Raw genomic sequence first — 24,139 nt, forward strand, 5'->3', positions numbered from 1 at the left:
GGTACCCCGAGGGGCACCCCAGGGAGCGGTCCGGGTGAAGGGGCGCTTCCTCAACCCGGACGGCACACGCCCCGGGCAGACGCGGCGGGCCCTCTGGCGCCTGTCGCGCGAACCAGCCGGGCCGCCCTGGCCGGAATGGGTCGAGGACCCGCCGCAGCCGCCTCCGGCCGAGCCGCCGCCCGGCCATGTGGCGATCACCTTCATCGGCCACAGCAGCTTCCTGCTGCGCTTCGCCGGCGGTCCGACCCTGCTGACCGACCCGGTCTGGAGCAAGCGTTGCAGCCCCTTCTCCTTCGCCGGGCCGAAGCGGGTCCGCGCTCCGGCAATCCCGCTCGAAAGGCTGCCGCCGATTGATGCGGTGCTGCTCAGCCACAATCACTATGACCACATGGATCTGCCGACCTTGCGCCGCTTGCACCCCGTGCCGGTCATCACCGGACTGGGAAACGGCGCCTACCTGGGGCGGAAAGGAATGCCCGGAGCGGTGGAGCTGGACTGGTGGCAGGAGGCTCCACTGCCGGACGGGGCCACGGCCACCTACCTGCCCATGAAGCACTTCTCCGCCCGCACGCCCTTCGACGGCGGGCGGATGCTCTGGGGTGGCTTCGCGGTACGGACACGGGAAGGCAGGCGATTGATCTTCTGTGGCGACACAGCCCATGGCCCGCATCTGGCCGAGATCGGCGCCCGGCTGGGGCCTTTTGCCGTCGGGCTGGTTCCGATCGGCGCCTTCGTGCCGCGCTGGTTCATGCATGTGGTGCATATGGACCCGGCGGAAGCCGTCCAGGCCCGTGCCGATCTCCGGATCGGGACAGCCGTCGCCATGCATTTCGGCACCTTCCGCCTGACGCGGGAGGCCTTCGATGCACCGGTGAGAGACATGGAGGCCGCCCGCGCTGCCGCGGGCCTGCCGGACACCGCCTTCCGCGTTCCCGCCTTCGGCGAGACCCTGCTCCTGCCCCTCTGACCTCACGGGTGGCGGGTCTGGCGTACCGGTCCTACCGCACCGGGCCGGTGCCCGGGCCGCCGCGGGCAGAGGAGCCGCTGCCCGACTCGTCGCGCGGCGTCGCGCCGGGCTGGGCCGGCGTCACCGCCGGGCTCCGGGCGGTGCCATGCCCGATCGCGCTGCTGCCGCTGCCGGAATTGTCGCGTGGGGTGGAGCCGCTGCGGGGCGGCGTCACCGCCGGGCTGCTGCTGCTGCCCTTCCCCACGCTGCTGCTGCCGCTGTTCGACGTGTCGCGTGGGGTGGAGCCTTGGGCCCAGGTGGGCGGGGCCAGCATTGGCGCGGCCATCAGGCCCAGGACAGCGAAGGATGTGGCGAGGTTCCGGCGCAAGCGTGCGTCTCCTTGCAGGCGTGGCTGCCGCCTGTTCCCCCCTGGGGTCCCGGTGCGGTGGCCCTGGTTCCGGCGGGCAAGCCCACTCTGCAGGGCCAACGGTGCCGGGGCGAAAAGGTTTGCGCCCCGGCCCCATCTCAGCTGTTGCCGAAGATGCGCTGCTCCACCTTGTCGCCCACGCGGATGCCCAGGCGCTCGGCGGTGCCGGCCGCCAGTTCCAGCGTCGCCCGGACCGGGCCGTTGCTCTGGATCACCGCCTCGCTGCGCGGCACCGTGCGCTCGGCGATGCGGTCGATGGTGCCGTCCTGCCTGATGAAGACCATGTCGAGCGATGTGACGGTGTTGCGCATCCACATGCCGCTCTGCATCGGACGCCCCCAGTCGAAGAGCATCCCGCCATCCGGCGCCACGCGCTGGCGGAACATCAGCCCGATGCGCTGCTGCTCGGTGTCGGTGGCCATCTCCACGTTGAAGACATGGCGCTTGCCGTCGCGGGTGATGATCGTCAGCGGCTCGGCCGGCAGCGGCGGCTGCGGCCCCTGCTGCGCCCTGGCCGGCCGCGCGGCCAGGGCCGGGAGCACGGCCAGCGAGCCGAGGAGGAGGGAAGTCACCTGGCGGCGGCGCATCGCTTTCGGGTCCATGGGGTCTGCATTCCATCTCAGAAAGATATCGTGGGAATAAATCCCACAATACAGATTGCCGGCCTTGCCGCTCTACACCAAGAGCCGGACCCCCGAAATCCGGCCCCGATCCCCTTCCGCCCGGACTTTCTCCGCCGGTCTTCCCCCTCCGGAACCCTCCCCCTAGGCTGTGCCGAGATCGAGCTTCCGACCTGCAGTGATTCCCGCGATGGAGACGCCCAAATGGAAATGACCGGTGAACGGCGGATCGAGGCGCCGCGCCAAAGGGTCTGGGACGCCCTGAACGACCCGGAGGCGCTGAAGGCCGCGATCCCCGGCTGCGAGTCGCTGGAACGGACGCCGGAGGGCGGCTTCACCGCCCGCGTCGCGGTACGTATCGGCCCCATGGCGGCGAAGTTCAGCGGCAAGGTCAACCTGACCAACATCAACGCCCTGGAGTCCTACACCATCACCGGCGAGGGCAATGGCGGCGCCATGGGCTTCGCCAAGGGCGGCGCCGACGTGACGCTGGAGGAGGCGACGGACACCGTCACCCTGCTGCGCTATGCCGTGAAGGCGCAGGTCGGCGGCAAGATGGCCCAGCTCGGCGCCCGGCTGGTGGACAGCACCGCCAAGCAGATGGCCGACCAGTTCTTCGACCGCTTCGCCGCCAATATCGGCGTGCCGGAACCGGAGGAAGTGGCCGCCAGCGCCGCCGCCACCCCTGTCGAATCCCCCGTTCCCAAGGCCGCAGACAGCGCCGTGAGCGGCCTGGCCCTTGTACGCGCCATGATGCCGCGCGAATTCCTGGGGCAGAGCATGATCTTCTGGGGCGGGCTGGTCGTCTGGCTCCTGATGATGGCGCTGATCTTCCTCGGCTGAGGCTTCCCCATACCGTGACATCCGCGACGTGAACGGCGAGACCCCTCCCCCCGGTATCCCCGGCAGCCCCTCCTGGCCACGCGACGTGGCCGATACGCGGCGGCTCCTGGCGGAAGGCGGCTATGTGGCCGACGCCGCCCTGGCGACCTCGGTGCATCTCGCCCTGCGGATGGGCCGCCCGCTCTTCCTGGAAGGGGAGCCCGGCACCGGCAAGACGGAGATCGCCAAGGTCCTGGCTGCCCGGCTGCCGCGCCGGCTGGTGCGGCTGCAATGCTATGACGGGCTCGACCTGAACGCCGCGGCCTATGAGTGGGACCACGCCAAGCAGCTCATGGCGATCCGCCTCGCGGAAGCCTCCGGCAGTGCGGACGATGCGGCGGCGCTGGAGCGCGGCCTCTACGACCGCCGCTTCCTGCAGGAACGCCCGCTGCTCTCCGCCCTGGAGGGCAGCCCCGCCGTGCTGCTGATCGACGAGCTGGACCGCGCCGACGAGCCCTTCGAGGCCTTCCTGCTGGAGATCCTGGCCGACAACCAGATCACCGTGCCGGAACTGGGCACGATCCGCGCCCAGGTGCCGCCGGTGGTGATCATCACCTCCAACCGGACGCGGGAGGTGCATGACGCCATCCGCCGCCGCTGCCTCTACCACTGGGTGGACTACCCGGACGCGGCGCGGGAGCGCGCGATCCTGGAGGCCCGCGCCCCCGGCCTCTCGGAGCGCCTGTCGCGCGAGGTCGTAGGTTTCGTCCAGGCGCTGCGGCGCGGTCCGGACTGGTTCAAGCTGCCCGGCGTGGCGGAAACCATCGACTGGGCCCGTGCCCTCGCCGCCCTGGGCGCACGGGAGCTGGAACCGGCCCTGGTCGAGGAAACGCTGGGCGTCCTGCTGAAGTACCAGGACGACATCGCCCGGCTGCGCGGCGAGGAGGCGGCGCAGCTGCTGGCGGAGGCCCGGCAGGTTGCCGAGGCCTGAAGCCGCCGAGGATGAGCCCTCCGGTGCCGAATTCGCCGGCAACCTGATCGGCTTCGCCCGGCTGCTGCGCCGGGCGGGCCTGCCCGTCGGCCCGGCGGAAAGCCTCGCCGCCGCCGAGGCCCTGTTCATCACCGGGATCGCCGAGCGCGACACGGTGCGCGCCGCGCTGCGCGCCACGTTGTTGCACGCCCACGACCATCATGAGGTCTTCGACGGCGCCTTCGACCTCTGGTGGCGCGCCCCCGGCCTGCCCCTGGGCGGCGGGGAGGCCGGGACCGAGGCCACGGAGCGCCTGCCCGCCGCGCGGCGCCTGGCCGAGGCCCTGGCGTCGAACCGCGACCCCGCAGGGGGCGAGCGGGAGGACAAGCCGGAGGAGGCCAGCCTCTCGGTCAGCGCCGCGGAGCGGCTGGGCCAGCTCGATTTCGAGGCGATGAGCGCCGAGGAGATCGCCGCCGCCAAGCGGGAGATCCGCCGCCTCGCCCTGCCGCTCGCCGCGCGTCCGACCCGGCGCTTCCGGCCCGACCCGCACGGGCCGCGCAGCGACCTGCGCGCCACGGTGCGGGCCAGCCTGCGCCGGGGCGGCGAGATCCTGGCCATCGAGCGCCGCCGGAGGATGGAGCGGTCGCCGCCGCTGGTGGCGATCTGCGACATCTCCGGCTCCATGGCGCGTTATGCCCAGGTGCTGGTGCATTTCCTCCATGCGGTGACCAATGATCGCGACCGGGTGCATACCTTCCTCTTCGGCACGCGGCTGACCAATGTGACGCGGCAGCTTCGCCACCGCGATCCGGAGGTCGCCTTCCAGATGGTCGGCCGCACCGCGCCGGACTGGTCCGGCGGTACGCGGATCGGCGAGGCGCTGGAGCATTTCAACCGCGACTGGGCCCGGCGCGTACTGGGCCAGGGCGCCGTGGTGCTGCTGATCACCGATGGGCTCGACCGCGCTGGCGGCGAAGGGCTGGGCGAGGCGGCGGAACGGCTGGCGCATTCCTGCCGACGGCTGATCTGGCTGAATCCGCTGTTGCGCTATGCCGGGTTCCAACCCAGGTCCCAGGGCATCCGGGCGCTGTTGCCGCATGTCCACGAGCATCGCCCGGTGCATAATCTCGACAGCCTGCGCGCGCTGGTGGAGGCGCTGTCCGCCCAGGGTGGCTCCTCGGGCGGCCCACCCCGCGATGCCGCACCCCATAAGGCCAGGCCAAGGAGGCCCGCATGAGCGATACCCCCGTGATGGGTGAGGACATCCTGGCCGCCGCCGAGGCCTGGCGGCGGGAGGGCGAGGAGGTGGCCCTGGCCACGGTGGTGGAGACCTGGGGCTCCTCCCCCCGGCCGCCCGGCTCCCGCCTCGCGGTCAGCGGCTCCGGCCGCCTCGCCGGTTCCGTGTCCGGCGGCTGCATCGAGGGCGCGGTGGCCGAGGTGGCGCAGGCGGTGATGCGCGACGGCGTGCCCCAGCTGCTGGATTTCGGCATTTCCGACGAGCGCGCCTGGGAGGTCGGCCTCGCCTGCGGCGGCAAGCTCAAGGTCTTCGTGGAACGCCTCGGGGAGCAACGCGGGTGAGGACGGACATCTTCGCGCGGCTGCGCGCCGCCCAGGCGGAGAAACGCCCGGTCGCCCTGCTGACCCGCCTGCCGGACGGGGCGCAGCGCCTCTGGGGCGCCGGCGAGGATACGGAGGACATCGCGCCCGGACTGGCCGAGGCCGCCCGCGCCGCGCTGGCCGGGGATGCGGCGCGCATGGCCGAGGTGGCCGGGGAGAGCTGGTTCGTCCATCCGCACAACCCGCCGCTGCGGCTGATCCTGGTGGGCGCGGTGCATATCGCCCAGGCGCTGGTGCCGATGGCGGTGGCTGCGGGCTTCGCCGTGGCGGTGGTGGACCCGCGCCGTGCCTTCGCCACGGAGGAGCGCTTCGCGAAGGGGGCCGCGCTGATCCATGAATGGCCGGACGACGCCATGGCCCTGCTGGGCCCGGACGCGCGCAGCGCCGTGGTGACGCTGACCCATGACCCGAAATTCGACGACGCCGCGCTGGACGCGGCCCTGCGCAGCGAGGCCTTCTACATCGGTGCGCTGGGCAGCCGCCGCACCCATGCGAAGCGCCTCGCCCGCCTCGCCGAGCTGGGCCATGGCGAGGCCGCGGCGGCCCGCATCCATGCGCCGGTCGGGCTGAACATCGGCGCCGTCACCGCGCCGGAGATCGCGGTCTCCATCCTGGCCGAGATCGTGGCGGTGCGCCGAGGCGCCACGCTCGGGCAAAGGACGTGATCTTCGGCCTCACCCCGCTGGAGGACGCGGCCGGCGCCATTCTGGCGCATACCCACCGCCTGCCGGGGCGCGTGCTGAAGAAGGGCACGGTGCTGGACCATGCCGCGCTCGAAGCCCTGGCGGCGGCCGGGGAGAGCGCGGTCATCGCCGCGCGGCTGGAGCCGGGCGACGTGCCGGAGGACGAGGCGGCGAGCCGGCTGGCCGAGGCGCTGCTGCGGCCCGGCCTCACCCGTTCCCGCGCCGCGACCGGGCGCGTGAACCTTTTTGCCGCCGGGCCGGGCCTGCTGGCGCTGGACGTGGCGCTGATCGACCGGCTGAACACGCTGGACGAGAGCCTGACGCTCGCCACCCAGCCAACCTATGCCCCGCTTTCGGCGCGGGAGATGGCGGCCACCATCAAGGTCATCCCCTTCGCCGTGCCGGGCGCGGTGCTGGCCGAGGCCGAGGCGCTGGCCCGGGCCGGCCATGCCCTGTCCTTTCACCCCTATCGCCCGCTGCGCGCCGGGCTGGTGATGAGCCACCTGCCGGGGATGAAGCCCGGCATCCTGGACAACACGCTGGAGGCCACGCGGGCGCGGATCGCGGCGGTGGGCGGCGAGCTCCTTCCCGCCGAGCGCGTGCCGCATGACGAGGCCGCCATCGCCGGGGCCCTGCGCCGCCTGCGCGCGGCGGGGGCGGAGCTGCTGATGGTGATCGGCGCCTCGGCCGTGGTGGACCGGCGCGATATCGGCCCGGCCGCCATCACCCGGGCGGGCGGCGAGATCGCGCATTTCGGCATGCCGGTGGACCCGGGGAACCTGCTTTGCCTGGGCAGCCTGGATGGGCTTCCGGCCCTGGTCCTGCCCGGCTGTGCCCGCAGCCCGGCGCTGAACGGCTTCGACTGGGTGCTCCAGCGCCTCGCCGCCGGCATCCCGGTGACCGGGCGCGACATCCAGCGGCTGGGAGCGGGCGGGCTGCTGATGGAGATCGAGACCCGACCCCTGCCCCGCGCCGCCGCCGGACGGGCCGAGCCGCTGCCGCGCCCCGGGCACCGCCCCGTGGCCGCGCTGGTGCTCGCCGCCGGCCTGTCGCGGCGCATGGGGCCGGTGAACAAGCTGCTGGCCGGGGATGCCGCCGGGCGGCCCATGATCGCCCGCACGGTGGACCATGTCCTGGCCAGCCGGGCCGAGCCGGTGATCGTGGTGACCGGCCACGAGCGCGAGCGCGTGGAGGCCGCCCTGGCCGGGCGCCCGGTCCGCTTCGTGCACGCGCCCGATCATGCCGAGGGGCTTTCCGCCTCGCTCCGTGCCGGGCTGGGGGCGGTTCCGGAGGAATGCGAGGGCGTCCTGGTCTGCCTCGGCGACATGCCGCTGGTCGGACCCGGCACGTTGGACCGCATCCTGGATGGCTTCGACCCGGCGGCGGGCCGGAGCGTGGTGCAACCCGTCCATGAGGGACAGCCGGGCAATCCGGTCCTCTGGGGCCGGGAGTTCTTTGCCGAGATCGGTGCCCTGTGCGGCGACCGCGGGGCACGCGGGCTGCTGGCCCGCCATGCCGCCCGGCTGGCCGCCGTCCCTGTCACGGAGGATTCCGTGCTGCGCGACTTCGACACGCCGGAGGCCCTGGCCCGGCTGGATGCCCCGGCCTGAGACGGGTGGTGGAATGCCGTGGTCCCTGGGCACGGGAGAGCTTGGACGGACGGCGCGGGGCCGGAAGCGTTCCGCCTTTCCGCTTTCGCGGGGCGGGGCGGGCTGCCAGATGGGTTTCTTTAACGTTTTAGGATTTTAGACTTTTATCCGTCCGGATGGGGGCCGCTCCAGCTCTTCCCCGTTGCGGGTGATGCCGCGGCGGCGGGTGCGTGCGGCACCCGGCCATCCCTGGTGTCGGGAACCGGTTCGAGAACACTGCGGCGATGGGCCGCCGGAGATCGCCACCTGTGACGTGCCGGTAGGAGCTGCGGATCATGCGGCGGCGTGGTGGTGCGTTGATTTTATTCCTATGGCATGGGAATGGGCGGAGAGCAAGGGCAGTTTCCGGAACCGCGCCTTGGCATGGGATGCCGCCCCGGAAGGGTCATCCCCTTCCGGGGCCGCTGTTCAGCCCGTCACCGCATTCGCGCCCGGCTTCAGCCGCACACCCGGACGGATGTGTCGGAAGGGCAGGGTCGAGGGGTCGGCCACCACCGGCCCCGGCGCCACGGCCACCAGCACGCGCCCGGCGATAGGCTGGAAATCCGCGCGGAAATGCACGCTGGATTTCAGTGCCAGGATGCGCTCCGCCGCCGGGTCCACGCCGAAATGCCGGATCAACGCCTGGTCCAGCGCCTGCATCTTGCGGCTGGTGACGATCACCTTCACCCCGCCCACGGCCAGCAGGGCCGAGGGGCCGAGATCGACCCGGTTGCCCTTCGCCATCGGCCCGGTGCAGGTGAAGCGGCCGTCCGACAGACGCGCCACCAGCCCGGTCACCTCCGCCGGGGCGCCATCGGTTTTGCCGCCGAGGGCGAGGGTGACGGCGGCCCCCTCGCCCGCCGCATGCAGCGCCGCGGCGCTTTCGGCATCGTTGATCAGCGCGACGGTGGCATCCTGTGCATCCTGGCGCACCAGTTCCCGCAGCAGCCCGGTCGTGTCGCCATGGCCGCCGCCGCCGGGATTGTCCTGCGTGTCGGCGATCACCACGGGGCCGTTGATCTCCCGCGACAGGCGGATGGCGGTGGCGACGGCCTCGGCGGCGTCGAGCAGGTCGGGCACGAAATCCGCCTCCCGCCGGGCGAGATCGGCGAGGAAGCCCTCGGCGGCGGTGTCGGCGGTCTCCTGGCTCTCGGCATAGGCGGCGACGGCCATGCCGCAATCGGCGAAATCGGCATAGGGGAAGCCGAAGCAGAAGCCGAGCTCCACCACGCCCGGCACCGCCGCCTCCAGCCGCGCCCGCTCCGCCATGACATCGGCCATGGGCGAGACCAGCGTGCATTGCCCGGTGATCGGGGTCCAGTAATCCGCCTGCCGGAAGCTCTTCGCGAAGGGCGCGCCGCGCGCGATGCGGCGGAGCAGCAGCTCCACCGTCCGGGCGCCGCATTCCGCGCCGTCCACATGCGGATAGGTGCGGTAGGGCACGAGGATGTCGCTGTGCGCCACCATGGCGGCGGTCAGGTTGGCGTGGGGGTCCAGGCTGGCGCCGATCGGGATGTCGCCAGCGACGGCGCGGAAGCGGCGCAGCAGCTCGCCCTCCGCATCACCGAAGCCCTCGGCCACCATGGCGCCGTGCAGCTCCAGGTAGATCGCGTCCAGCGGCCCCTGCGCCATGGCGTCCTGCAGGTCGTGCAGCAGCAGCGCCGCCATGCGCTCGAAGGCCTCGGGCGTGAGGGGGCCGGAAGGGCCGGTGGTGGCCCAGCTCAGCGGCGCCACCGCGATGCCCCGGGCCTCGGCGGCGCGGATGGCTCCGGCGGCCGGGAAGCTGGTCGGGCGGATCACCTCCAGCATCGTGGCCGGGCGTTGCAGCGGCGGCGCCCCGCCGGGGGCCAGGAAATCCGCCCAGGTCGCCGGGCGCGGGGCGAAGGAATGGCTTTCGTGCTGGAAGCCGCCGATGGCGATACGCATGGTCCTCAGCCCCTCGAAACGCCGGCCGTGGCCAGCACCGCATCGGCCAGCACGCTGGCCCCGGCCTCGGCCCATTCCGGCGTGATGCTCTCTTCCTCGTTGTGGCTGATGCCGCCATGGCAGGGCACCCAGACGAAGCCGGTCGGCACCTTCTGCGCCACATAGACCGCGTCGTGCCCGATGCCGGTCGCCATGTCCCTGTGGCGGTAGCCGCGCCGCCGGGCGGCCTCGCGCAGCCGCTCCGCCAGTTCCGGCGCGAAGGGCGTGTGCGGCGAGTACCAGAAGTCCTCGACCTCGACCTCGACGCCGCGCCGTGCCGCCACCTCGGCGCCCCGGGCCTTCAGCGCATCGGCCATGCCCTTCAGCGCCTCCGGGTCGCCATGGCGCATGTCCACGCTGAACCAGGTCTCGGAGGGCACGACGTTGCGCGAGGAAGGCGTGACCTTCACCACGCCCACCGTGCCGCGCCCGTCGCCCCCGGCGGCCAGGGCGATCTCCTCCACCGCCTGCATCAGGATGGCGGCCGCGACGAGGGAGTCGCGCCGCCCCTGCATCTGCCCGCCGCCATGCGAGTCGGCGCCGCGCACCGTCACCTCCAGCCAGTGCTGCGCCAGGGCATGGGTCACGATGGCCATGTCCATCCCCTCGCGCTCCAGCACCGGCCCCTGCTCGATATGCAGCTCGAAATAGGCGCCGAGCTTCCGGAGGTCGGCGGGATCGGCCTCGCCCTTCCAGCCGATGGCCTCCAGCGCGTCGCCGAAGCGGGCGCCCCCGGCATCGCGCTTGTCGAGGATCTCCTGCTCCGTGAAGATCCCCATGGCCGCGCCGCTGCCCATCATCGGCGGGGAGAAGCGGGCGCCTTCCTCGTTGGTCCAGTTGACCAGCACGACCGGCGCCTCGGTCTCGATGCCGGCCTCGTCGAGCGCCCGCATCACCTCCAGGCCCGCCAGCACGCCCAGCACGCCGTCGAACTTGCCGCCGGTGGGCTGGGTGTCGAGATGCGAGCCCATGGCCACGGCGGGACGCGACGGGTCCCGCCCTTCCCGCCGCAGCACCATGTTGCCCAGCCGGTCGGTGGTGACGGTGAGGCCGATCGCCTCGCCCCAGCGGGCCAGGAGCTTCCGCCCCTCGCCATCCTCGGCGGTCAGGGTCTGGCGGTTGCAGCCGCCCTTCGCCGTGCCGCCGATCCGCGCCATCTCCATCAGCGAGTCCCAGAGCCGCGTGCCGGAGACGGGAAGGTTGCTGCTGGCGCTCATGCGTGGGCTCCTGGCGCGAGGGGTTCGACGCCGCACCACTCGGCCATGGTCAGCGCGATGGTGCGGGTGATGTCGTGCATGCTGGCGAGGCCGACGCTCTCGTCGATGCCGTGGATGTCCTGCGCGTCGGGCCCGAAGACCGCCGTGGGCGTGTCCTGGTAGAGGGTGAAGAACCGCCCGTCGGTCAGCCCGGAGGCGGCGTAGTGGCGCAGTTCCTCGCCCGCCGAATCCGCGTAGTGGTGCTTGGCCAGGCGCACGATCTCGCTGTCCATGTCGAAGACGCAGCCCTCGGCGTGGAAGCCCTTGAACTCCAGCTTCACCTGCGTGCCGCGCAGCCGCGTGTCGGCGGCGAGCTTCGCCACCAGCGCCTCGATATCCGCCTTCGCCTGCGCCGCCGGATAGCCGACCATGACGCCGACCCGCAGCCCGACGCGCGCCCGCGTCGGCACGGAGGAGTTCCACTCCCCGCCCTCGAAGCTGCCCAGGTTGACGTTCACCGGATGGTTCACGCCGTGGAAGGAGGCATGGACCCGCTCGGCGCGGTTCATCTCCGCCTCGTAGTCCTTGAAGCCGGCGGCGATGATCCCGGCGGCCTCGATGGCGTTCACCCCGGCATGCATCTCCCGCACATGGGTCGGGCGGCCGGTGACGGTGACCCAGGCCCAGATCACGCCGACCTCGGCGGAATAGACGGCGGCGAAGCCGGGGCCCGGCTCCGGGATGATCACCGCATCCGTGCGCGGCAGGGCGAGCATGGCGGCGAGCGCGCCGTTGCCGGTGCATTCCTCCTCGATCACCGCCTGCATCTGCACCTCGGCGGCGGGCTGCACGCCGGCCCGGCGCAGCGCCTCGAAGGCGGTGAGATAGGAGACGATCCCGGCCTTCATGTCGCCGGCGCCGCGCCCGTACATCCGCCCGTTCCGCACGTCCGGCTCATAGGGGGGCGTGACCCACAGGTCAGCGGCGCCTTCCGGCACCACGTCCACATGGCCCTGCAAGGCCAGGCTGCGGCCACGCTTCCCGCGGGGCGTGAAGACCGCCACGACATTGTCGCGCCCGTCATAAGGGATCAGCGGCGGTGAGAATCCTGGATGGTCCTTCAGGGCCGCCGGATCGGTCGGCACGCGGCGCGGGGCGAGGCCCAGCGCCTCGAAGTTGCGCGCCATCTCGTCGAGGGCGCCCTGCTCCTGGCCCAGCGTGGAGGGGCAGCGCACGAGGCGCGCCAGACGCTCCACGGAGTCCGCCTCCAGCGAAGCCACGGCGTCCAGGATCGCGCGGCGGAGGCCGGGGTCGAGCGTCACGGCTGGTGCCCCTGTCCATCGAGAAGGGATGCGGCGGTGCCGCCGACCAGGGACTGGGCCATCTTGCCTCCGGTGAATGCCGGGGGCGGAGGCTAGACCCGAAGCCATGGCGCCGGAAACACCGCGCGGCGCCGTTTTTCGGGCAACAAACAAGAGGATAGGGCCGGAAGCGCGGCAAATGCCGTGGGCGGTGCCCAAGTGCTCGGCAACCGGTTCGGGAGGAGGATTTCGGGGTGTTCGGGAATGGTCGGAGCGGCGGGATTCGAACCCACGACCCCCAGTCCCCCAGACTGATGCGCTACCAGGCTGCGCTACGCTCCGTGCGGAGGCCGTCTAGCATCGGCGCACCGCCCCGCCAAGCCCCCTGCCCCAAATGCTTCGCGGCGGCGGCGGAAAAGTGGTGGCCGGTCAGAATTCCCGGCTGTTGCCGCGGGTGATGAAGCGGATGCGGGCGGCGATGGATTCCAGCTCCTCCAGGCATTCGGCCAGGAGGTCCTCGCGCCCGATCGGCGTTTCCGGCGCGGGCGGGTTCGCCGTGGACTCGGTGCCGCTGTCGCGCAGCAGGCGCTGCACGCCCTTGATCGTGTAGCCCTGGGTGTAGAGCAGGTCGCCGATCCGCTTCAGCAGGGCGATGTCGTCCGGCCGGTAGTAGCGGCGGCCGCCGCCGCGCTTGAGCGGGCGCACCTGCGGGAACTTGCTTTCCCAGAAGCGCAGCACGTGCTGCGGGATATGCAGGTCCTCCGCGACTTCGCTGATGGTGCGGAAGGCCGTGGGCGCCTTGCGCGGGCGGAGCGGGGTGTCTTCCATCACCTCAGAGGGCATCAATAATCATCCTGGGAATCGGCCTCCCCGTCCGTGGGCGGGGCGTCGCCATTGATGCGTGCCTTGAGCACCTGGCTCGCCCGGAAGGACAGGACGCGGCGGGGCGAGATCGGCACCTCGATCCCGGTCTTCGGGTTGCGCCCGACGCGCTGGGCCTTCTGGCGCACCGTGAAGGTGCCGAAGGCGGAAAGCTTCACCGGATGGCCCGCCGCGAGGCTGGCCGAGATCCGTTCCAGGACATCCTCCAGGAGCGCGGCGCTCTCGTTCCGGGACAGTCCCACCTGCGCGTAGATCGCGTCTGCGAGATGCGCGCGCGTGACGGTCTGCATGCCCATCCATACCCCGGGTTGCCCATGGAAATGGAGTGAAAACCGCCCCTTGGGCGAGCGTCAACCACGAACGGGGATTCGGCACAACACTGCGGCACGGAAGCCACAGAAATGCCCGCGTCACGCAGAAGCGTGTGTGCGCCTTGCCTCGGCAAGAGGCGGCTGGCGTGAAAGGAGGGCGCATCGCCCCGTCCTGGCAGGGGGCGGCGACGGAGTCCGGTGCGGAAAGGCAGGCCGCGCAGGCGGGTCAGTAGCGCGCCAGCGCCGCGCCCCAGGTCAGGCCGCCGCCGATGGCCTCCATCAGCACCAGGTCGCCGCGCGCGATGCGGCCATCGCGCGTGGCCTCGGCCAGGGCCAGCGGGATCGAGGCGGCGGAGGTGTTGGCGTGGCGGTCCACGGTCACCACCACCCGCTCCCGCGGCAGGCCGAGCTTCTTGCCCATGGCCTCGATGATGCGGAGATTGGCCTGGTGCGGCACCAGCCACTGCACGGCGGAACGGTCCAGCCCATTCGCCGCCAGGGCCTCGTCCACCACGGCGGCGAGCTTGGAGACGGCGTGGCGGAAGACCTCCCGCCCCGCCATGCGGAGCAGGCCGGGGCCGCCGGTGCTGCCGGCGCCGCCCTCGACATGCAGGATGTCGGCGAAGCGCCCGTCCGCATGCAGGTGCCAGGAGAGTAGGCCGCGATCCCCGTCCTCCGAGGCGCGCAGCACCGCCGCCCCGGCGCCGTCGCCGAACAGCACGCAGGTGCCGCGGTCTGACCAGTCCACGATGCGGGAATAGACCTCCGTGCCGATCACCAGCACGGTGCGCGCCTGCCCACCCCGCATCAGGGATTCCGCCATACCCAGGGCATAGACGAAGCCGGTGCAGGCGGCGGACAGGTCGAAGGCGATGCCGGACGGGGCGCCGATCGCCGCCTGGACCAGCGCCGCCGTGGAAGGAAAGGCGCTGTCCGGGGTCGAGGTGGCGACGATCACCGCATCCACCTCGGCAGCCGGGATGCCCGCCTGCTCCAGCGCCCGCAGGGCCGCCGCCGCGCCCATAGAGGAGGCCGTCTCCCCTTCCGCGGCGATATGCCGCCGGCGGATGCCGGTACGCTCGCGGATCCATTCATCCGAGGTGTCCAGCCCATAGGCCTGGGCCAGTTCCTCGTTGCTGAGGGCACGTTCGGGCAGGTAGCCGCCGGTCCCGGCGATGATGGCGCGCATGGGCGGTCGATTCTTCAGCGGAGGGCGGTGGAGGAGAGGCCCGGGGTTTCGTGGCCGGGCGTGTCGCGACCCGGTTCTTGCTTGGACGCACCGTCAGGCGGGACGGCGGGGGGGCCGTCTTCCGGTGCGGCCGCCGCGGGGCCCCGCCGCAGCAGGGCGGCACCCTCGCGGATGCGTTCGTTGAAGCCGTGGCTCACCATGTCCAGCGCCACGTCCACGGCATGGGCGAAGCCCAGCGCGTCGGTGCCGCCATGGCTCTTCACCACCACGCCGTTGAGCCCGACCAGCACCGCGCCGTTATAGCGGCGGGGGTCCATGTAGTCGCGCAGCCGGTCCAGCGCCGGCCGCGCCAGCAGGTAGCCGATCCGCGCCAGGATGGTCGAGGTGAAGACCTGCTTCAGCAGCCCGCCCATCAGCTTCATGGCGCCCTCGCCCGTCTTCAGGGCGATGTTGCCGGTGAAGCCGTCCGTCACCACCACGTCGGTCGTGCCGGCGGTGATGTCGTGGCCCTCGACGAAGCCGCGGAAATTGGGGCCGAGATGGCTGTCGCGCAGGATCTCGGCGGCCTGGCGGACGCGCTCGTCGCCCTTCAGCTCCTCCGACCCCACGTTCAGCAGCCCGATGGTCGGCGCCGGCAGGCCCAGCACGGCGCGGGCGAAGGCATCGCCCATGACCGCGAACTCGGCCAGGTTGCGCGCGTCGTACTGGACGTTGGCGCCCAGGTCGAGCAGCACCACGTCGCCGCGTGCCGAGGGGCCGATCGCCGCCAGGGCGGGACGGTCGATGTCCGGCAGGGTCTTCAGCACGATCTTGGCCAGCGCCATCAGCGCGCCGGTGTTGCCGGCGGAGACGACGCCCGCCGCCTCGCCGACCGCCACCGCGTCGATCGCCATGCGCATGGAGGAGCCCCGCACACGCAGCGCGGCGGTCGGCTTCATGTCGCCCGGGATGGCCTCGGCGGCATGGCGCAGGCTGCAGGCCCGCGCGGCGCGCGGACGGCGGGCCAGCAGGCCGGACAGCTTCGCCTCGTCGCCCAGCAGCAGAAACCGGGCCTCGGGGTGGCGTTCCGCCGAGAGCTCGATCCCGTCCAGCACGGCGTCGGGGGCGTTGTCGCCGCCCATCGCATCGATGGCGAGCGAATAGGCGGGCACGCGGCCCGCGATGGACCCTTCGGACACGACAGGTCTCGCGGTGCCGTCGTGGCTCAGGTGCGGACCGCGGCCTTCAGGGCGTCGCCGGCCTGCACGACCTCACGGCCGTCATAATGGCCGCAGGAGGAGCAGACATGGTGCGGGCGCTTCAGCTCGCCGCAGTTCGGGCACTCGTGATAGGCGGAGGCGGTGAGGGCCTCGTGGCTGCGGCGCATGCCGCGGCGGGAGGGCGAGACTTTCTTCTTAGGGACGGCCATGGTCGCCGGGCCTTTCTAAAATGGCTTCTGCAAGAGCTGCATGAATTGGGCGCGATCGACCGGAATCGATGCAAGCTGAGGGCGGGCCTCTACCACCCGCCCCCCCAGGAAGCAAGCCTGAAGCGGCCCCGCCTGGAGCCGTGCGGTCAATCGCCCCGCTTCAGGCGGCTCAGCGCGGAGAAAGGGGTGACGGGCTTGTCGCCCGCTCCTTCCGGCCCGAGTCCCGCTCCCGGAGCGCGTGGATAGGGGTCTAGGGACAGGGCGAGCTGCTGCGCCAGCGCCTCCCCGAGATCGAGCACGCCGTTCTCGGCCTCCACCTCGTCCGGACCTTCCAGGATGTCCTCCTCGTCGGGTTCGGAGGGCTCGGCGGCGGGGGGCGGCACGCGCCAGTCGATCTCCTCGTCGATCTCCTGCGGTACCGGCTCTAGCGTCACCACGCAGGCCTGGGTCACGCTGGCCTGCATCCGGCCGCGCACGGCGACATTGCCGCCGGCCTGCGGGGTGAGCGCCACCTTGGCCTCCAGCTTCCCCAGGGACAGCAAGCCCAGGCGGCGGGCCAGGGCCTCGCATTCCTCCGGCGTGGCGGCGAGGCTCTCGCGCTGGCCGGAGCGGGGGATGTTGGCCAGCACCACGGGCCGGGAAAACTCGTTCTTGGTCACGTCTGGAACTCCAGCAGGTCGAGGCGGCCGGCGGCTAGATCGCCGATCCCCCGGGCCGAAAGGGCGGCGGCGATCCGGCAGGCGCGCGCGGCCAGCAGGGCCGGGGCGCCCTCCGGCGGCTCATCCCGCCAGATGTTGCGCGCCAGGACTGTTTCCAGGGGGGCTGTTTCCAGGGGGGGCGACTCCGCCGTCCCGTCCTGTGCCTTCCCCATGGCCTCCAGCGCCGCCTCATAGGCGCGTGCCCGGCCGTGGAAGGCCTCCCACATCGCCTTCACACGCCGGCCGATGGACATGTCGCCCACGCCCATCTCCCGCAGGTTCAGGTCCATGTCGGCGAACATCGCGTCGAAGACCGCCTGGGCGAGTTCCCGTCCACGCGGGTCCGGGTCATGGCGCAGGCGGTGCACCAGCAGCGCCACATGCAGGGCGATGGCGTCGAAGCGCCCCTCCAGCGTGTCGGGCACACCGATCGTCCCGAACAGGCCCGGGGCGCGGGCCGCCGCCACGCTGGCGGTGTAGAGCTCGAAGCCCGCACGCTCGAAGGGCTTGCGCCGAAGGAGGCCGAGAAGGCCCATATTCTGTCCCGATCACCGTTTCGAGGCTGCCCCGCCCGCTCAGCACCGTTGACCGGAGGGCAAGGCGGTGGCAATCCGCCCGACGAGATGGCCCGCGCCCCCTCCCCAGTCAATCGCCGCCCCTCGGGGCGATCCCGCCTTCTGCCAGCCGGCCGCGCCGGTCTCGCATTGGCCATGGCAGCACTGCTCGCCGTGCCCCTTGGTGGCTGCTCGGTCTTCGGCGCCCCGCGCGAGATCCGCGGCAACCGGGTGGACCCTGAGCAGCTCGCCCAGATCACGCCCGGGGTGCAGACGCGCCAGGACGTGACCGCGCTGCTCGGCTCGCCCAGCGCCACGGGGACCTTCGACCCCAACGAGTGGTACTATATCAGCGAAGTCACCCATATCCGCCCGGCCCAGATGCCGGGGGTCAGCGATCAGCGCGTCGTCGCCATCACCTTCGACCAGGGTGGCGTGGTGCGGAACATCCGCGAGCTGACCGACAAGGACAGGAACAACGTCTCCTTCGTGTCGCGCGAGACCCCTTCGCCCGGCACCGAGCGCAGCGTGCTGCAGCAGCTCTTCGGCAATATCGGCCGCTTCAACGGCGCCGGTGGCTCCATGGGCTCCGCCACCAGCGACCAGGGTCCCGGCGGCGGACCGGGCCGCTAAGGCCCCCCCCGCAGCCACCAGCGCGCCCGCGGCCGGCAGGAGCCGGCGCGGGTCCCCTTGGTTTCCGCTCAGGCCAGGGCTGGGCGGGTCGCGGACACCCGCCACAGCGCCAGGGCCAGCGCCGGCAGCAGCAACAGGTTCACCGCCTCCCAGCCCAGCCATTCGTGCAGCAGGCCGGAGCCCAGGGCGGTGCAGGCCACCGTGCCGAAGACGATGCAGTCGTTGACCGCCTGCACCCTGAAGCGCTCCGCCGGGGCATGGCTTTCGCCCAGCAGGTTGGTGGCGCCCACGAACATGAAGTTCCAGCCGATCCCCAGCGCGACCAGCGCCAGGGAGAAATGCGCGAACTGCCGCCCCGCCAGGCTGGCCAGCACGCAGGCCGCCGTGAGCGCCACGCCCCAGAGGATCACCCGCCGCGCGCCGAAGCGCGCGATCAGCCGCCCCGTGACGAAGCCGGGCGCGAACATCGCCAGCGAGTGGAGCTGGATGACCGTGGTGCTTTCCCCGATCCCGAAGCCGCAGAGCATCATCTCCAGCGGGGTGGAGGTCATCACGAGGTTCATGGTGCCGTAGGCCACGGCGGCGGTCAGCGCCGCCGTCACGAAGGCCGGGCGGGCCAGGATCTCCGCCACGCGCAGCGCGGTCTTCGGCCGGGGCGGCGGCGGCGGCAGGCGGGTGAAGGCCAGCAGCGCGAGGCAGCAGAGCGGCAGCAGCGACAGGGTGAGGTAGGTGCCCAGGAAGAGCACCGGCTCCAGGAGGCCGCGCGTGTGCTTCACCAGCTCCGGCCCCAGCGCGGCGGAAAGGATGCCGCCCGCCATGACGAGGCTGATCGCCCTGGGGCGATAGGCCGGGGTGGCGACCTCGGCGGCGGCGAAGCGGTAGTGCTGCGCCACGCCGGCGCCCAGCCCGGCCGGGACGGAGGCCAGGCAGTAGAGCAGGAAGTCGCCCCGCCAGACGCCCCAGGCGAAGGCCAGCGCCCCGGCGAAGGACAGCAGCGCCCCGATGACGAAGCCCGGGCGGCGGCCGAGGCGGGCGAAGACCATCCCGGCCGGGATGGAGGCGGCCATGGTGGCCAGCATCTGCAACGCCATCGGCAGGGTGGCGAGCATCTTGTTGGGCACGAGGCTGTAGCCGATCAGCGCCGACATCGCGACCTGCCCCACCACGGCCGCGTTGCTCAGCGCCTGGCAGAAGAAGAGCAGGCGGATGGTGCGCCGCATCCCGGCGGGCTCCTCCCCCGGCATGGCCAGGGGGGCCGTGGCTCCGGCGGGCTGCGCTGCGCTCATCAGAAGTGGCTCCATCCCCCTCGCGGCACGGAAACCGCCCGTCCCGCCCGGTCCAGTACCGTGACCGAGGCCGGGCCCGCCTGGAAGCGTCCGATCCGCGCGACGGGGATGCCGCTGCGGCGGGACGCCTCCTCCACCCGGGGCGCATCGGCGGGATCGGCGGCGAAGAGCAGCTCGTAGTCGTCGCCGCCCGCCAGCAGCGGCAGCAACGCGGCATCGTCGCCCGCCACCGCCGAGCGCGCCGGGCCGGACAGCGGCACGCGGGCCATCTCGATCGCCGCGCCGATCCTGGCGGCGCGGCACAGGTGCCCCAGGTCCTGCACCAGCCCGTCGGACACATCCATCGCCGCCCGCGCCACGCCGCGCAGCGCGATGCCCAGGGCCAGGCGCGGATCGGGCAGGCGGTAGCGGCGCAGCAGGTGGCCCCCTGGGTCGGGCGGCAGGCGCCCCTGCCCCACCGCCAGGCCCAGCGCGCCGTCGCCGATGCAGCCGGAGACCCAGACATCGTCGCCCGCCCGCGCCCCGTCGCGGCGCAGCGCCGCGCCCGGCGGCACCGTGCCCAGGATGGTCAGGGAGTGGCAGGCGGGGCCGGGGGTGGAGACCGTGTCGCCGCCCAGGATGCGGAGGCCGAAGAGCCGCTGGTCCTCGGCCAGCCCGGCGGCGAAGCCGGCGACCACGGATTCTGCCGTGCCGCGCGGGAAGGCCGTGGTGAGCAGGTAGCCCAGCGGCTCCGCCCCCATGGCGGCGAGGTCGGACAGGTTGGTGCGCAGCAGGCGGCGGGAGACCGTGTCCGGCGGATCGGTGGGGAGGAAATGCACCCCCTCCACCATCGCATCCGCCGCCAGCACCAGCGTCCGGCCCGGCGGCGGATCGAGCAGCGCCGCGTCGTCGAGCAGGCCCAGCGCCTCTGGTGCCGCGAGGGGCCGGAAATGCCGGGCGATCAGCCCGAACTCGCCGGGGAGCGGTCCTTCGCCGGGGGACGCGGCCGCGGGCGGATGCGGGGGCAAGGCCGGCTCAGGCGCGGGCGGGGTTGAACTCGCCAGTCCGCAGGTCCTTGGCCATGGCGTCCAGCACCCCGTTGGCGAAGCGCGGCTCGGCGCCGTCGAAGAAGCCGTGGGCCACGTCCATGTACTCGTTGATCACCACCCTGGCCGGCGGCTCGTTGCCCGACCACAGCTCGGCCGCCGCCGCCCGCAGCAGGGCGCGCAGCACCGGGTCGAGCCGGTCCATGCTCCAGCCGGCGGACAGGTGCCCGGCCACGATCGGGTCGATGGTCTCGGCGTTCCTGGCCACGGCGCGGACGATGCTGGTGAAGAGCGGCACATCCGCCTGCGGCACCCGTCCTTCCTCGAAGCCGCCCTCGCCCGGCAGCGCGCCGAGGCGGTGCTGGATGAACTGCTGGATGATGGCCTCGGCATTCTCGCCGCCGGCCTCGGACTGGAACAGGGCCTGCACCGCGGCCACGCGGGCGCCCAGGCGCGGCCGCGCCTTGTTCCCGCCGCCCTGCCCCTTGCTCTTCGTGTTGCTCTTCGGCGTGTCGCTCATTCGGATAATCCCAGGCTTCGGGCGAGCGCGATCTGGCCGATCAGCGCATGGGCCGCCTCCGCCCCCTTGTTGTGCCGGTCCGGGCGCGAGCGCTCGATGGCCTGCTGCAGCGTGGCGACGGTCAGCAGCGCGAAGCCCACGGGGGCCGCGGTCTCCACGGTGATGTCCATCACGCCGCGACAGGCTTCCCGGCAGATGTGTTCGTAGTGGTCGGTGTCGCCCTTCACCACGCAGCCGAGGATCAGGTAGCCGTCATGGCCGCCCCGCTCCCCCTTGGCGTTCAGGGCCATGCGCAGCGCCGCCGGCAGCTCGAAGGCGCCCGCGACGTCCACCACCTCGGTCCGGGCGCCGACCTGCTCCAGCACCGCCAGGGCGCCGTCGCGCATCCCGCCCACGACCTGGGCGTAGTAGGGCGCCTGGATCAGCAGCACGCGCGGCGCCGGCCCTTCCAGGACCGCCTGGCCGCGTTCCGGTGCGTCCTGCGTGCTCATGCCTGCTTCCCCTTCTGGCCGGCCTTCCCGCATTCCGAGATCGGCCGCGTGTCCACCACCGTCAGCCCATAGCCCTCCAGCCCGACGATGGGGCGGGGGTGGTTCGACAGCAGCACCATCTCCTTCACGCCCAGATCCGTCAGGATCTGCGCGCCGATGCCGTAGTCCCGCAGCTCCGGCGCCGCGCGGCCCTGGCCGGCGCGGACCCGCTCGCTCAGCGCCGTCGGCTTCATCTCGCGCAGCAGCACAACCACGCCGTGGCCGGAGCGGCCGATCTCCTCCATCGCGGCATGCAGCTCGGCCGGTCCCTGGCGGCTCAGCGTGTCGGCCAGCATGTTCACCGCGTGCATCCGCACCAGAGCGGGGCCGTTGCGGTCGGGCTCGCCCTTCACCAGGGCGATGTGCTCGCCATACTCGATGGTGTTGGCATAGACGATGATCTTCCAGGGCCCGCCCGGCGCATCCTCCAGCACGTTCTCCTCGACCCGCTTCACCAGCCGCTCCGTGCGGCGGCGATAGGCGATCAGGTCGGCCACCGTGCCGAGCTTCAGCCCGTGGTGCTGGGCGAAGGCCACGAGGTCCGGCAGGCGGGCCATGGTGCCGTCGTCGTTCATGATCTCGCAGATCACGCCGGCGGGGTTCAGCCCGGCCAGCCGCGCGAAATCCACCGAGGCCTCGGTATGGCCGGCGCGCACCAGCACGCCGCCCTCGCGCGCCGCCAGCGGGAAGACATGGCCGGGGGTCACGATGTCGCGGCGGCCCATCTCCGGGTTGATCGCGACCGCCACGGTGCGGGCCCGGTCGGCGGCGGAGATGCCGGTGCTCACCCCTTCCCGCGCCTCGATCGAGACGGTGAAGGCGGTCTGGTGCCGGGTGCCGTTGCTCTGGCTCATCAGCGGCAGGCCCAGTGACTCGACCCGGGCGCGGGTCATGGCGAGGCAGATCAGCCCACGCGCGTGCCGGGCCATGAAGTTGATCGCGTCCGGCGTGGCGAACTGCGCCGGGATCACGAGGTCGCCCTCGTTCTCGCGGTCCTCGTCGTCCACGAGGATGAACATGCGGCCGCGGCGGGCCTCCTCGATCAGCTCCTCGGTCGGGCTGAGGAAATCCGCGAGCGAGGCGGAGACGGGCTGGTTGGTCGCGGAGGCGCTCATGCCTCGAACTCCTTCAGGCGGGCGACATAGCGGGCCAGCATGTCGATCTCGAGATTGACCTTCGCGCCCGGGCCCAGCGCGCCGAAGGTGGTGACCTCCCGGGTGTGCGGGATCAGGTTCACGCCGAAGAGGGCGCCCTTCTCCCCATTGCCCATGACCTCGTTCACCGTCAGCGAGACGCCGTTCAGCGTCACCGAGCCCTTGGGCGCGATGAAGCGGGCGAGCTGCGCCGGCGGGCGGAAGACCCAGCGCTCCGAACCGTTCTCGGGGGTCACCGAGACCACCTCCGCCAGACCGTCCACATGGCCGGACACGACATGCCCGCCCAGCTCGTCGCCCATGCGGAGCGGGCGTTCCAGGTTGATCCGGGTGCCGGGCCGCCATTCGCCCAGCACGGTCAGCGACAGGGTCTCGGCCGAGGCCTCCGCCTCAAAGGCTTCGGGCTCCAGCGCCACGGCGGTCAGGCAGCAGCCGTTGCAGGCGATGGAGGCGCCGAGCTGCGCCCCCTCCAGCCAGCCCGGCGGGGTGCGGACATGCATGCGCATGTCCCGCCCCTCGCGGATCGGGGAGACGGAGAGGACCTCTCCGGTGGCGGTGACGATTCCGGTGAACATCAGGCGCGCTCGAACTCGCTCAGCAGGTCGGGACCGCACGGGATGGTGGCGGTGCGAAGGAACTTGGGAATGGCGGCGAGGGAATCCACCGGCAGGGCCTGCGCGGCGGGCAGGCCATCGCCCCCCATGATGCCGGGAGCATGGAACCAGGCGAGCCGATCCACCAGTCCCGCGCGAAGCAGGGAAGCCGCGAGCGTGGCGCCACCCTCGACCATCAGCCGGGTCACGCCCCGTGCCGCCAGGGCACGGAGGATCGCCTCCGGGTCCAGCCGGTCGGAATCGCGGGCGCCGCTTGGGTCCGTGGCCGGGCGGCCTGAGGGCGGCACCACCACCAGCGTCGCCCCGGCGCCGGACAGCCGGTCCATCGCCGCGCGGTCATGCCCCGCCACGGTCAGCACCACCACCTCCCCCCGCGCATGCACCGCTTCCGGCCCGCCTTGCAGCAGCCGGGCGGTGGGCGGGGTGCGGAGGCGGGTGTCGGCCACGGCGCGCAGGATCGGGCGCGGGGTGAAGCCCTCCAGCCGGCAGCTCAGGTCGGGGTCGTCGGCCAGCACCGTGCCGCTGCCGACCAGGATGGCGTCATGCGTGCCGCGCAGCGCATGGGTCAGCCGGCGTGCCTCGGGGCCGGTGATCCAGCGGCTTTCCCTCGTGCGCGTGGCGATGCGCCCGTCGAGCGTGGTGGCGAGCTTGAGCGTCACCAGCGGCAGGCCGGTCTCGATGCGGCGGATGAAGCCGGCATTCAGCGCCCGCGCCTCCGCCTCTAGCACCCCTTCCGTGACCGCGATGCCGGACTCCCGCAGCCGGCGGATGCCGTTGCCGTCCACCCGCGGATCGGGGTCGCGCAGGGCGGAGACCACCCGCGCCACGCCCGCCCTGGCCAGCGCATCGACGCAGGGCGGCGTCTTGCCCCAGTGGGAGCAGGGCTCCAGCGTCACATAGGCGGTGGCGCCGCGCGCCGCCTCGCCCGCCCGGGTCAGCGCGTTCACCTCGGCATGTGGGCGGCCGCCCGGCGAGGTCCAGCCGCGCCCGACCACCACCCCGTCGCGCACGATGACGCAGCCGACGGCGGGGTTCGGCCAGGTGTTGCCCAGGCCGCGCGCCGCCAGGGCCAGCGCGACGCGCATGTGCTGCCGGTCGATCTCTGTCGCGGGGATGTCGTTGTCGTGAGGCATGGCGAAGGGGGGCGGGTTTGGCAC

General features: G+C 72.5%; 26 protein-coding genes, 1 tRNA gene and 1 pseudogene. 8 read left to right on the forward strand and 20 right to left on the reverse strand.

Features of this window, described 5'->3' with window-relative positions; translation table 11 throughout:
* Positions 1–34 precede the first annotated feature (34 nt).
* Positions 35–967, forward strand: coding sequence for an MBL fold metallo-hydrolase (locus BT98_RS23425; protein ID WP_019459803.1), 933 nt, complete (start codon positions 35–37; stop codon positions 965–967).
* Between the two features lie 31 nt (positions 968–998).
* On the opposite strand, the gene BT98_RS0105980 is transcribed toward BT98_RS23425, so the two are convergent.
* Both BT98_RS0105980 and BT98_RS0105985 read right to left on the reverse strand, forming a co-directional pair.
* On the reverse strand, positions 999–1,334 hold the full coding sequence (locus BT98_RS0105980; RefSeq protein ID WP_019459802.1) for a hypothetical protein: 336 nt from the start codon (positions 1,332–1,334) through the stop codon (positions 999–1,001).
* A 137-nt stretch (positions 1,335–1,471) separates the two neighbouring features.
* Positions 1,472–1,975, reverse strand: a complete 504-nt coding sequence (locus BT98_RS0105985) for a DUF192 domain-containing protein (RefSeq protein ID WP_019459801.1) — start codon at positions 1,973–1,975, stop codon at positions 1,472–1,474.
* A 222-nt stretch (positions 1,976–2,197) separates the two neighbouring features.
* On the opposite strand from BT98_RS0105985, the gene BT98_RS0105990 reads away from it, so the two are divergent.
* Genes BT98_RS0105990 through BT98_RS0106015 form a run of 6 tightly spaced genes read left to right on the forward strand, consistent with a single transcriptional unit; the run spans position 2,198 to position 7,695 of the window.
* Complete coding sequence (locus tag BT98_RS0105990; protein ID WP_019459800.1) at positions 2,198–2,836, forward strand: SRPBCC family protein; 639 nt, start codon at positions 2,198–2,200, stop codon at positions 2,834–2,836.
* A 28-nt stretch (positions 2,837–2,864) separates the two neighbouring features.
* The gene (locus BT98_RS0105995; RefSeq protein ID WP_369699834.1) at positions 2,865–3,806 is read left to right on the forward strand and encodes an AAA family ATPase; all 942 of its coding nucleotides are present in this window, start codon (positions 2,865–2,867) and stop codon (positions 3,804–3,806) included.
* Positions 3,793–5,022, forward strand: a complete 1,230-nt coding sequence (locus BT98_RS0106000) for a vWA domain-containing protein (RefSeq protein WP_019459798.1) — start codon at positions 3,793–3,795, stop codon at positions 5,020–5,022. Before BT98_RS0105995 ends, BT98_RS0106000 begins: the two co-directional genes overlap by 14 nt.
* Positions 5,019–5,363, forward strand: coding sequence for an XdhC family protein (locus BT98_RS0106005; RefSeq protein ID WP_019459797.1), 345 nt, complete (start codon positions 5,019–5,021; stop codon positions 5,361–5,363). Before BT98_RS0106000 ends, BT98_RS0106005 begins: the two co-directional genes overlap by 4 nt.
* The gene (locus tag BT98_RS0106010; protein WP_019459796.1) at positions 5,360–6,067 is read left to right on the forward strand and encodes an XdhC family protein; all 708 of its coding nucleotides are present in this window, start codon (positions 5,360–5,362) and stop codon (positions 6,065–6,067) included. The genes BT98_RS0106005 and BT98_RS0106010 overlap by 4 nt, the downstream gene beginning before the upstream one ends.
* The gene (locus BT98_RS0106015) at positions 6,064–7,695 is read left to right on the forward strand and encodes an NTP transferase domain-containing protein (protein WP_019459795.1); all 1,632 of its coding nucleotides are present in this window, start codon (positions 6,064–6,066) and stop codon (positions 7,693–7,695) included. Before BT98_RS0106010 ends, BT98_RS0106015 begins: the two co-directional genes overlap by 4 nt.
* Before the next feature lie 447 nt (positions 7,696–8,142).
* Here BT98_RS0106015 and BT98_RS0106020 read toward each other — a convergent pair whose 3' ends face one another.
* The 11 genes and pseudogenes from BT98_RS0106020 to BT98_RS0106070 form a co-directional block, all read right to left on the reverse strand.
* Positions 8,143–9,642, reverse strand: coding sequence for a M81 family metallopeptidase (locus BT98_RS0106020; RefSeq protein ID WP_019459794.1), 1,500 nt, complete (start codon positions 9,640–9,642; stop codon positions 8,143–8,145).
* Between the two features lie 5 nt (positions 9,643–9,647).
* Entirely contained in the window at positions 9,648–10,898 is a 1,251-nt protein-coding gene (locus tag BT98_RS0106025; RefSeq protein WP_027297169.1) for a Zn-dependent hydrolase, read from the reverse strand.
* On the reverse strand, positions 10,895–12,199 hold the full coding sequence (locus BT98_RS0106030) for an ArgE/DapE family deacylase (protein WP_027297170.1): 1,305 nt from the start codon (positions 12,197–12,199) through the stop codon (positions 10,895–10,897). Before BT98_RS0106030 ends, BT98_RS0106025 begins: the two co-directional genes overlap by 4 nt.
* Before the next feature lie 244 nt (positions 12,200–12,443).
* Positions 12,444–12,520: transfer RNA gene (locus tag BT98_RS0106035), tRNA-Pro, on the reverse strand.
* A 192-nt stretch (positions 12,521–12,712) separates the two neighbouring features.
* Positions 12,713–13,021: pseudogene (locus tag BT98_RS28540) on the reverse strand (MerR family transcriptional regulator); the annotation flags it as partial.
* The gene (locus BT98_RS0106045) at positions 13,021–13,350 is read right to left on the reverse strand and encodes an integration host factor subunit alpha (RefSeq protein ID WP_019460256.1); all 330 of its coding nucleotides are present in this window, start codon (positions 13,348–13,350) and stop codon (positions 13,021–13,023) included. The pseudogene BT98_RS28540 and the gene BT98_RS0106045, both read right to left, overlap by 1 nt.
* A gap of 247 nt (positions 13,351–13,597) precedes the next feature.
* Positions 13,598–14,560 (reverse strand): beta-ketoacyl-ACP synthase III, encoded by a 963-nt coding sequence (locus BT98_RS0106050; protein WP_019460257.1) that lies wholly within the window; start codon positions 14,558–14,560, stop codon positions 13,598–13,600.
* A 14-nt stretch (positions 14,561–14,574) separates the two neighbouring features.
* Positions 14,575–15,738 carry a phosphate acyltransferase PlsX gene (gene plsX / locus BT98_RS0106055; RefSeq protein WP_019460258.1) on the reverse strand — a complete coding sequence of 388 codons (1,164 nt, stop codon included), beginning with the start codon at positions 15,736–15,738 and terminating at the stop codon, positions 14,575–14,577.
* 26 nt (positions 15,739–15,764) lie between these two features.
* Positions 15,765–15,968 carry a 50S ribosomal protein L32 gene (gene rpmF / locus BT98_RS0106060; RefSeq protein WP_026033043.1) on the reverse strand — a complete coding sequence of 68 codons (204 nt, stop codon included), beginning with the start codon at positions 15,966–15,968 and terminating at the stop codon, positions 15,765–15,767.
* A 146-nt stretch (positions 15,969–16,114) separates the two neighbouring features.
* The gene (locus BT98_RS0106065) at positions 16,115–16,627 is read right to left on the reverse strand and encodes a YceD family protein (protein ID WP_019460260.1); all 513 of its coding nucleotides are present in this window, start codon (positions 16,625–16,627) and stop codon (positions 16,115–16,117) included.
* The gene (locus tag BT98_RS0106070) at positions 16,624–17,202 is read right to left on the reverse strand and encodes a ubiquinol-cytochrome C chaperone family protein (RefSeq protein ID WP_027297171.1); all 579 of its coding nucleotides are present in this window, start codon (positions 17,200–17,202) and stop codon (positions 16,624–16,626) included. Before BT98_RS0106070 ends, BT98_RS0106065 begins: the two co-directional genes overlap by 4 nt.
* Positions 17,203–17,376: 174 nt before the next feature.
* Here BT98_RS0106070 and BT98_RS0106075 point away from each other — a divergent pair, with 174 nt between their 5' ends.
* The gene (locus BT98_RS0106075) at positions 17,377–17,853 is read left to right on the forward strand and encodes an outer membrane protein assembly factor BamE (protein WP_019460262.1); all 477 of its coding nucleotides are present in this window, start codon (positions 17,377–17,379) and stop codon (positions 17,851–17,853) included.
* A 68-nt stretch (positions 17,854–17,921) separates the two neighbouring features.
* Here the strand turns inward: BT98_RS0106075 and BT98_RS0106080 are convergent, their stop codons facing one another.
* The 7 genes from BT98_RS0106080 to ribD are packed head-to-tail and all read right to left on the reverse strand — an operon-like array spanning position 17,922 to position 24,139.
* Positions 17,922–19,139, reverse strand: coding sequence for an MFS transporter (locus BT98_RS0106080; RefSeq protein ID WP_019460263.1), 1,218 nt, complete (start codon positions 19,137–19,139; stop codon positions 17,922–17,924).
* Entirely contained in the window at positions 19,139–20,146 is a 1,008-nt protein-coding gene (gene thiL / locus BT98_RS0106085; protein WP_019460264.1) for a thiamine-phosphate kinase, read from the reverse strand. Before thiL ends, BT98_RS0106080 begins: the two co-directional genes overlap by 1 nt.
* 7 nt (positions 20,147–20,153) lie before the next feature.
* Positions 20,154–20,684, reverse strand: coding sequence for a transcription antitermination factor NusB (gene nusB, locus BT98_RS0106090; RefSeq protein WP_019460265.1), 531 nt, complete (start codon positions 20,682–20,684; stop codon positions 20,154–20,156).
* The gene (gene ribH, locus BT98_RS0106095) at positions 20,681–21,175 is read right to left on the reverse strand and encodes a 6,7-dimethyl-8-ribityllumazine synthase (protein WP_019460266.1); all 495 of its coding nucleotides are present in this window, start codon (positions 21,173–21,175) and stop codon (positions 20,681–20,683) included. Before ribH ends, nusB begins: the two co-directional genes overlap by 4 nt.
* Positions 21,172–22,329, reverse strand: a complete 1,158-nt coding sequence (gene ribB, locus BT98_RS0106100) for a 3,4-dihydroxy-2-butanone-4-phosphate synthase (protein ID WP_019460267.1) — start codon at positions 22,327–22,329, stop codon at positions 21,172–21,174. The genes ribH and ribB overlap by 4 nt, the downstream gene beginning before the upstream one ends.
* Positions 22,326–22,943: a riboflavin synthase gene (locus tag BT98_RS0106105; RefSeq protein WP_019460268.1), complete on the reverse strand. Its 618-nt coding sequence runs from the start codon at positions 22,941–22,943 to the stop codon at positions 22,326–22,328. Before BT98_RS0106105 ends, ribB begins: the two co-directional genes overlap by 4 nt.
* Positions 22,943–24,139, reverse strand: a complete 1,197-nt coding sequence (ribD, locus tag BT98_RS0106110) for a bifunctional diaminohydroxyphosphoribosylaminopyrimidine deaminase/5-amino-6-(5-phosphoribosylamino)uracil reductase RibD (protein ID WP_410527982.1) — start codon at positions 24,137–24,139, stop codon at positions 22,943–22,945. The genes BT98_RS0106105 and ribD overlap by 1 nt, the downstream gene beginning before the upstream one ends.

Origin of the sequence: Roseomonas mucosa ATCC BAA-692, from assembly GCF_000622225.1 — a bacterium.
Taxonomy (GTDB): Bacteria; Pseudomonadota; Alphaproteobacteria; order Acetobacterales; family Acetobacteraceae; genus Roseomonas; species Roseomonas mucosa.

Excerpts from the sequence above, each read along its gene's own strand:
- BT98_RS0105990 (WP_019459800.1), top strand. The coding sequence starts at position 2,198 with ATGGAAATGACCGGTGAACGGCGGATCGAGGCGCCGCGCCAAAGGGTC.
- BT98_RS0106050 (WP_019460257.1), bottom strand. The coding sequence starts at position 14,560 with ATGCGCGCCATCATCGCCGGGACCGGCGGCTACCTGCCCGAACGTGCC.
- BT98_RS0106080 (WP_019460263.1), bottom strand. The coding sequence starts at position 19,139 with ATGAGCGCAGCGCAGCCCGCCGGAGCCACGGCCCCCCTGGCCATGCCG.
- BT98_RS0106045 (WP_019460256.1), bottom strand. The coding sequence starts at position 13,350 with ATGCAGACCGTCACGCGCGCGCATCTCGCAGACGCGATCTACGCGCAG.
- nusB (WP_019460265.1), bottom strand. The coding sequence starts at position 20,684 with ATGAGCGACACGCCGAAGAGCAACACGAAGAGCAAGGGGCAGGGCGGC.
- BT98_RS0106005 (WP_019459797.1), top strand. The coding sequence starts at position 5,019 with ATGAGCGATACCCCCGTGATGGGTGAGGACATCCTGGCCGCCGCCGAG.
- ribH (WP_019460266.1), bottom strand. The coding sequence starts at position 21,175 with ATGAGCACGCAGGACGCACCGGAACGCGGCCAGGCGGTCCTGGAAGGG.
- BT98_RS0105985 (WP_019459801.1), bottom strand. The coding sequence starts at position 1,975 with ATGGACCCGAAAGCGATGCGCCGCCGCCAGGTGACTTCCCTCCTCCTC.
- ribB (WP_019460267.1), bottom strand. The coding sequence starts at position 22,329 with ATGAGCGCCTCCGCGACCAACCAGCCCGTCTCCGCCTCGCTCGCGGAT.
- BT98_RS0106020 (WP_019459794.1), bottom strand. The coding sequence starts at position 9,642 with ATGCGTATCGCCATCGGCGGCTTCCAGCACGAAAGCCATTCCTTCGCC.
- BT98_RS0106025 (WP_027297169.1), bottom strand. The coding sequence starts at position 10,898 with ATGAGCGCCAGCAGCAACCTTCCCGTCTCCGGCACGCGGCTCTGGGAC.
- BT98_RS0106105 (WP_019460268.1), bottom strand. The coding sequence starts at position 22,943 with ATGTTCACCGGAATCGTCACCGCCACCGGAGAGGTCCTCTCCGTCTCC.
- BT98_RS0106070 (WP_027297171.1), bottom strand. The coding sequence starts at position 17,202 with ATGGGCCTTCTCGGCCTCCTTCGGCGCAAGCCCTTCGAGCGTGCGGGC.
- rpmF (WP_026033043.1), bottom strand. The coding sequence starts at position 15,968 with ATGGCCGTCCCTAAGAAGAAAGTCTCGCCCTCCCGCCGCGGCATGCGC.
- BT98_RS0106075 (WP_019460262.1), top strand. The coding sequence starts at position 17,377 with ATGGCAGCACTGCTCGCCGTGCCCCTTGGTGGCTGCTCGGTCTTCGGC.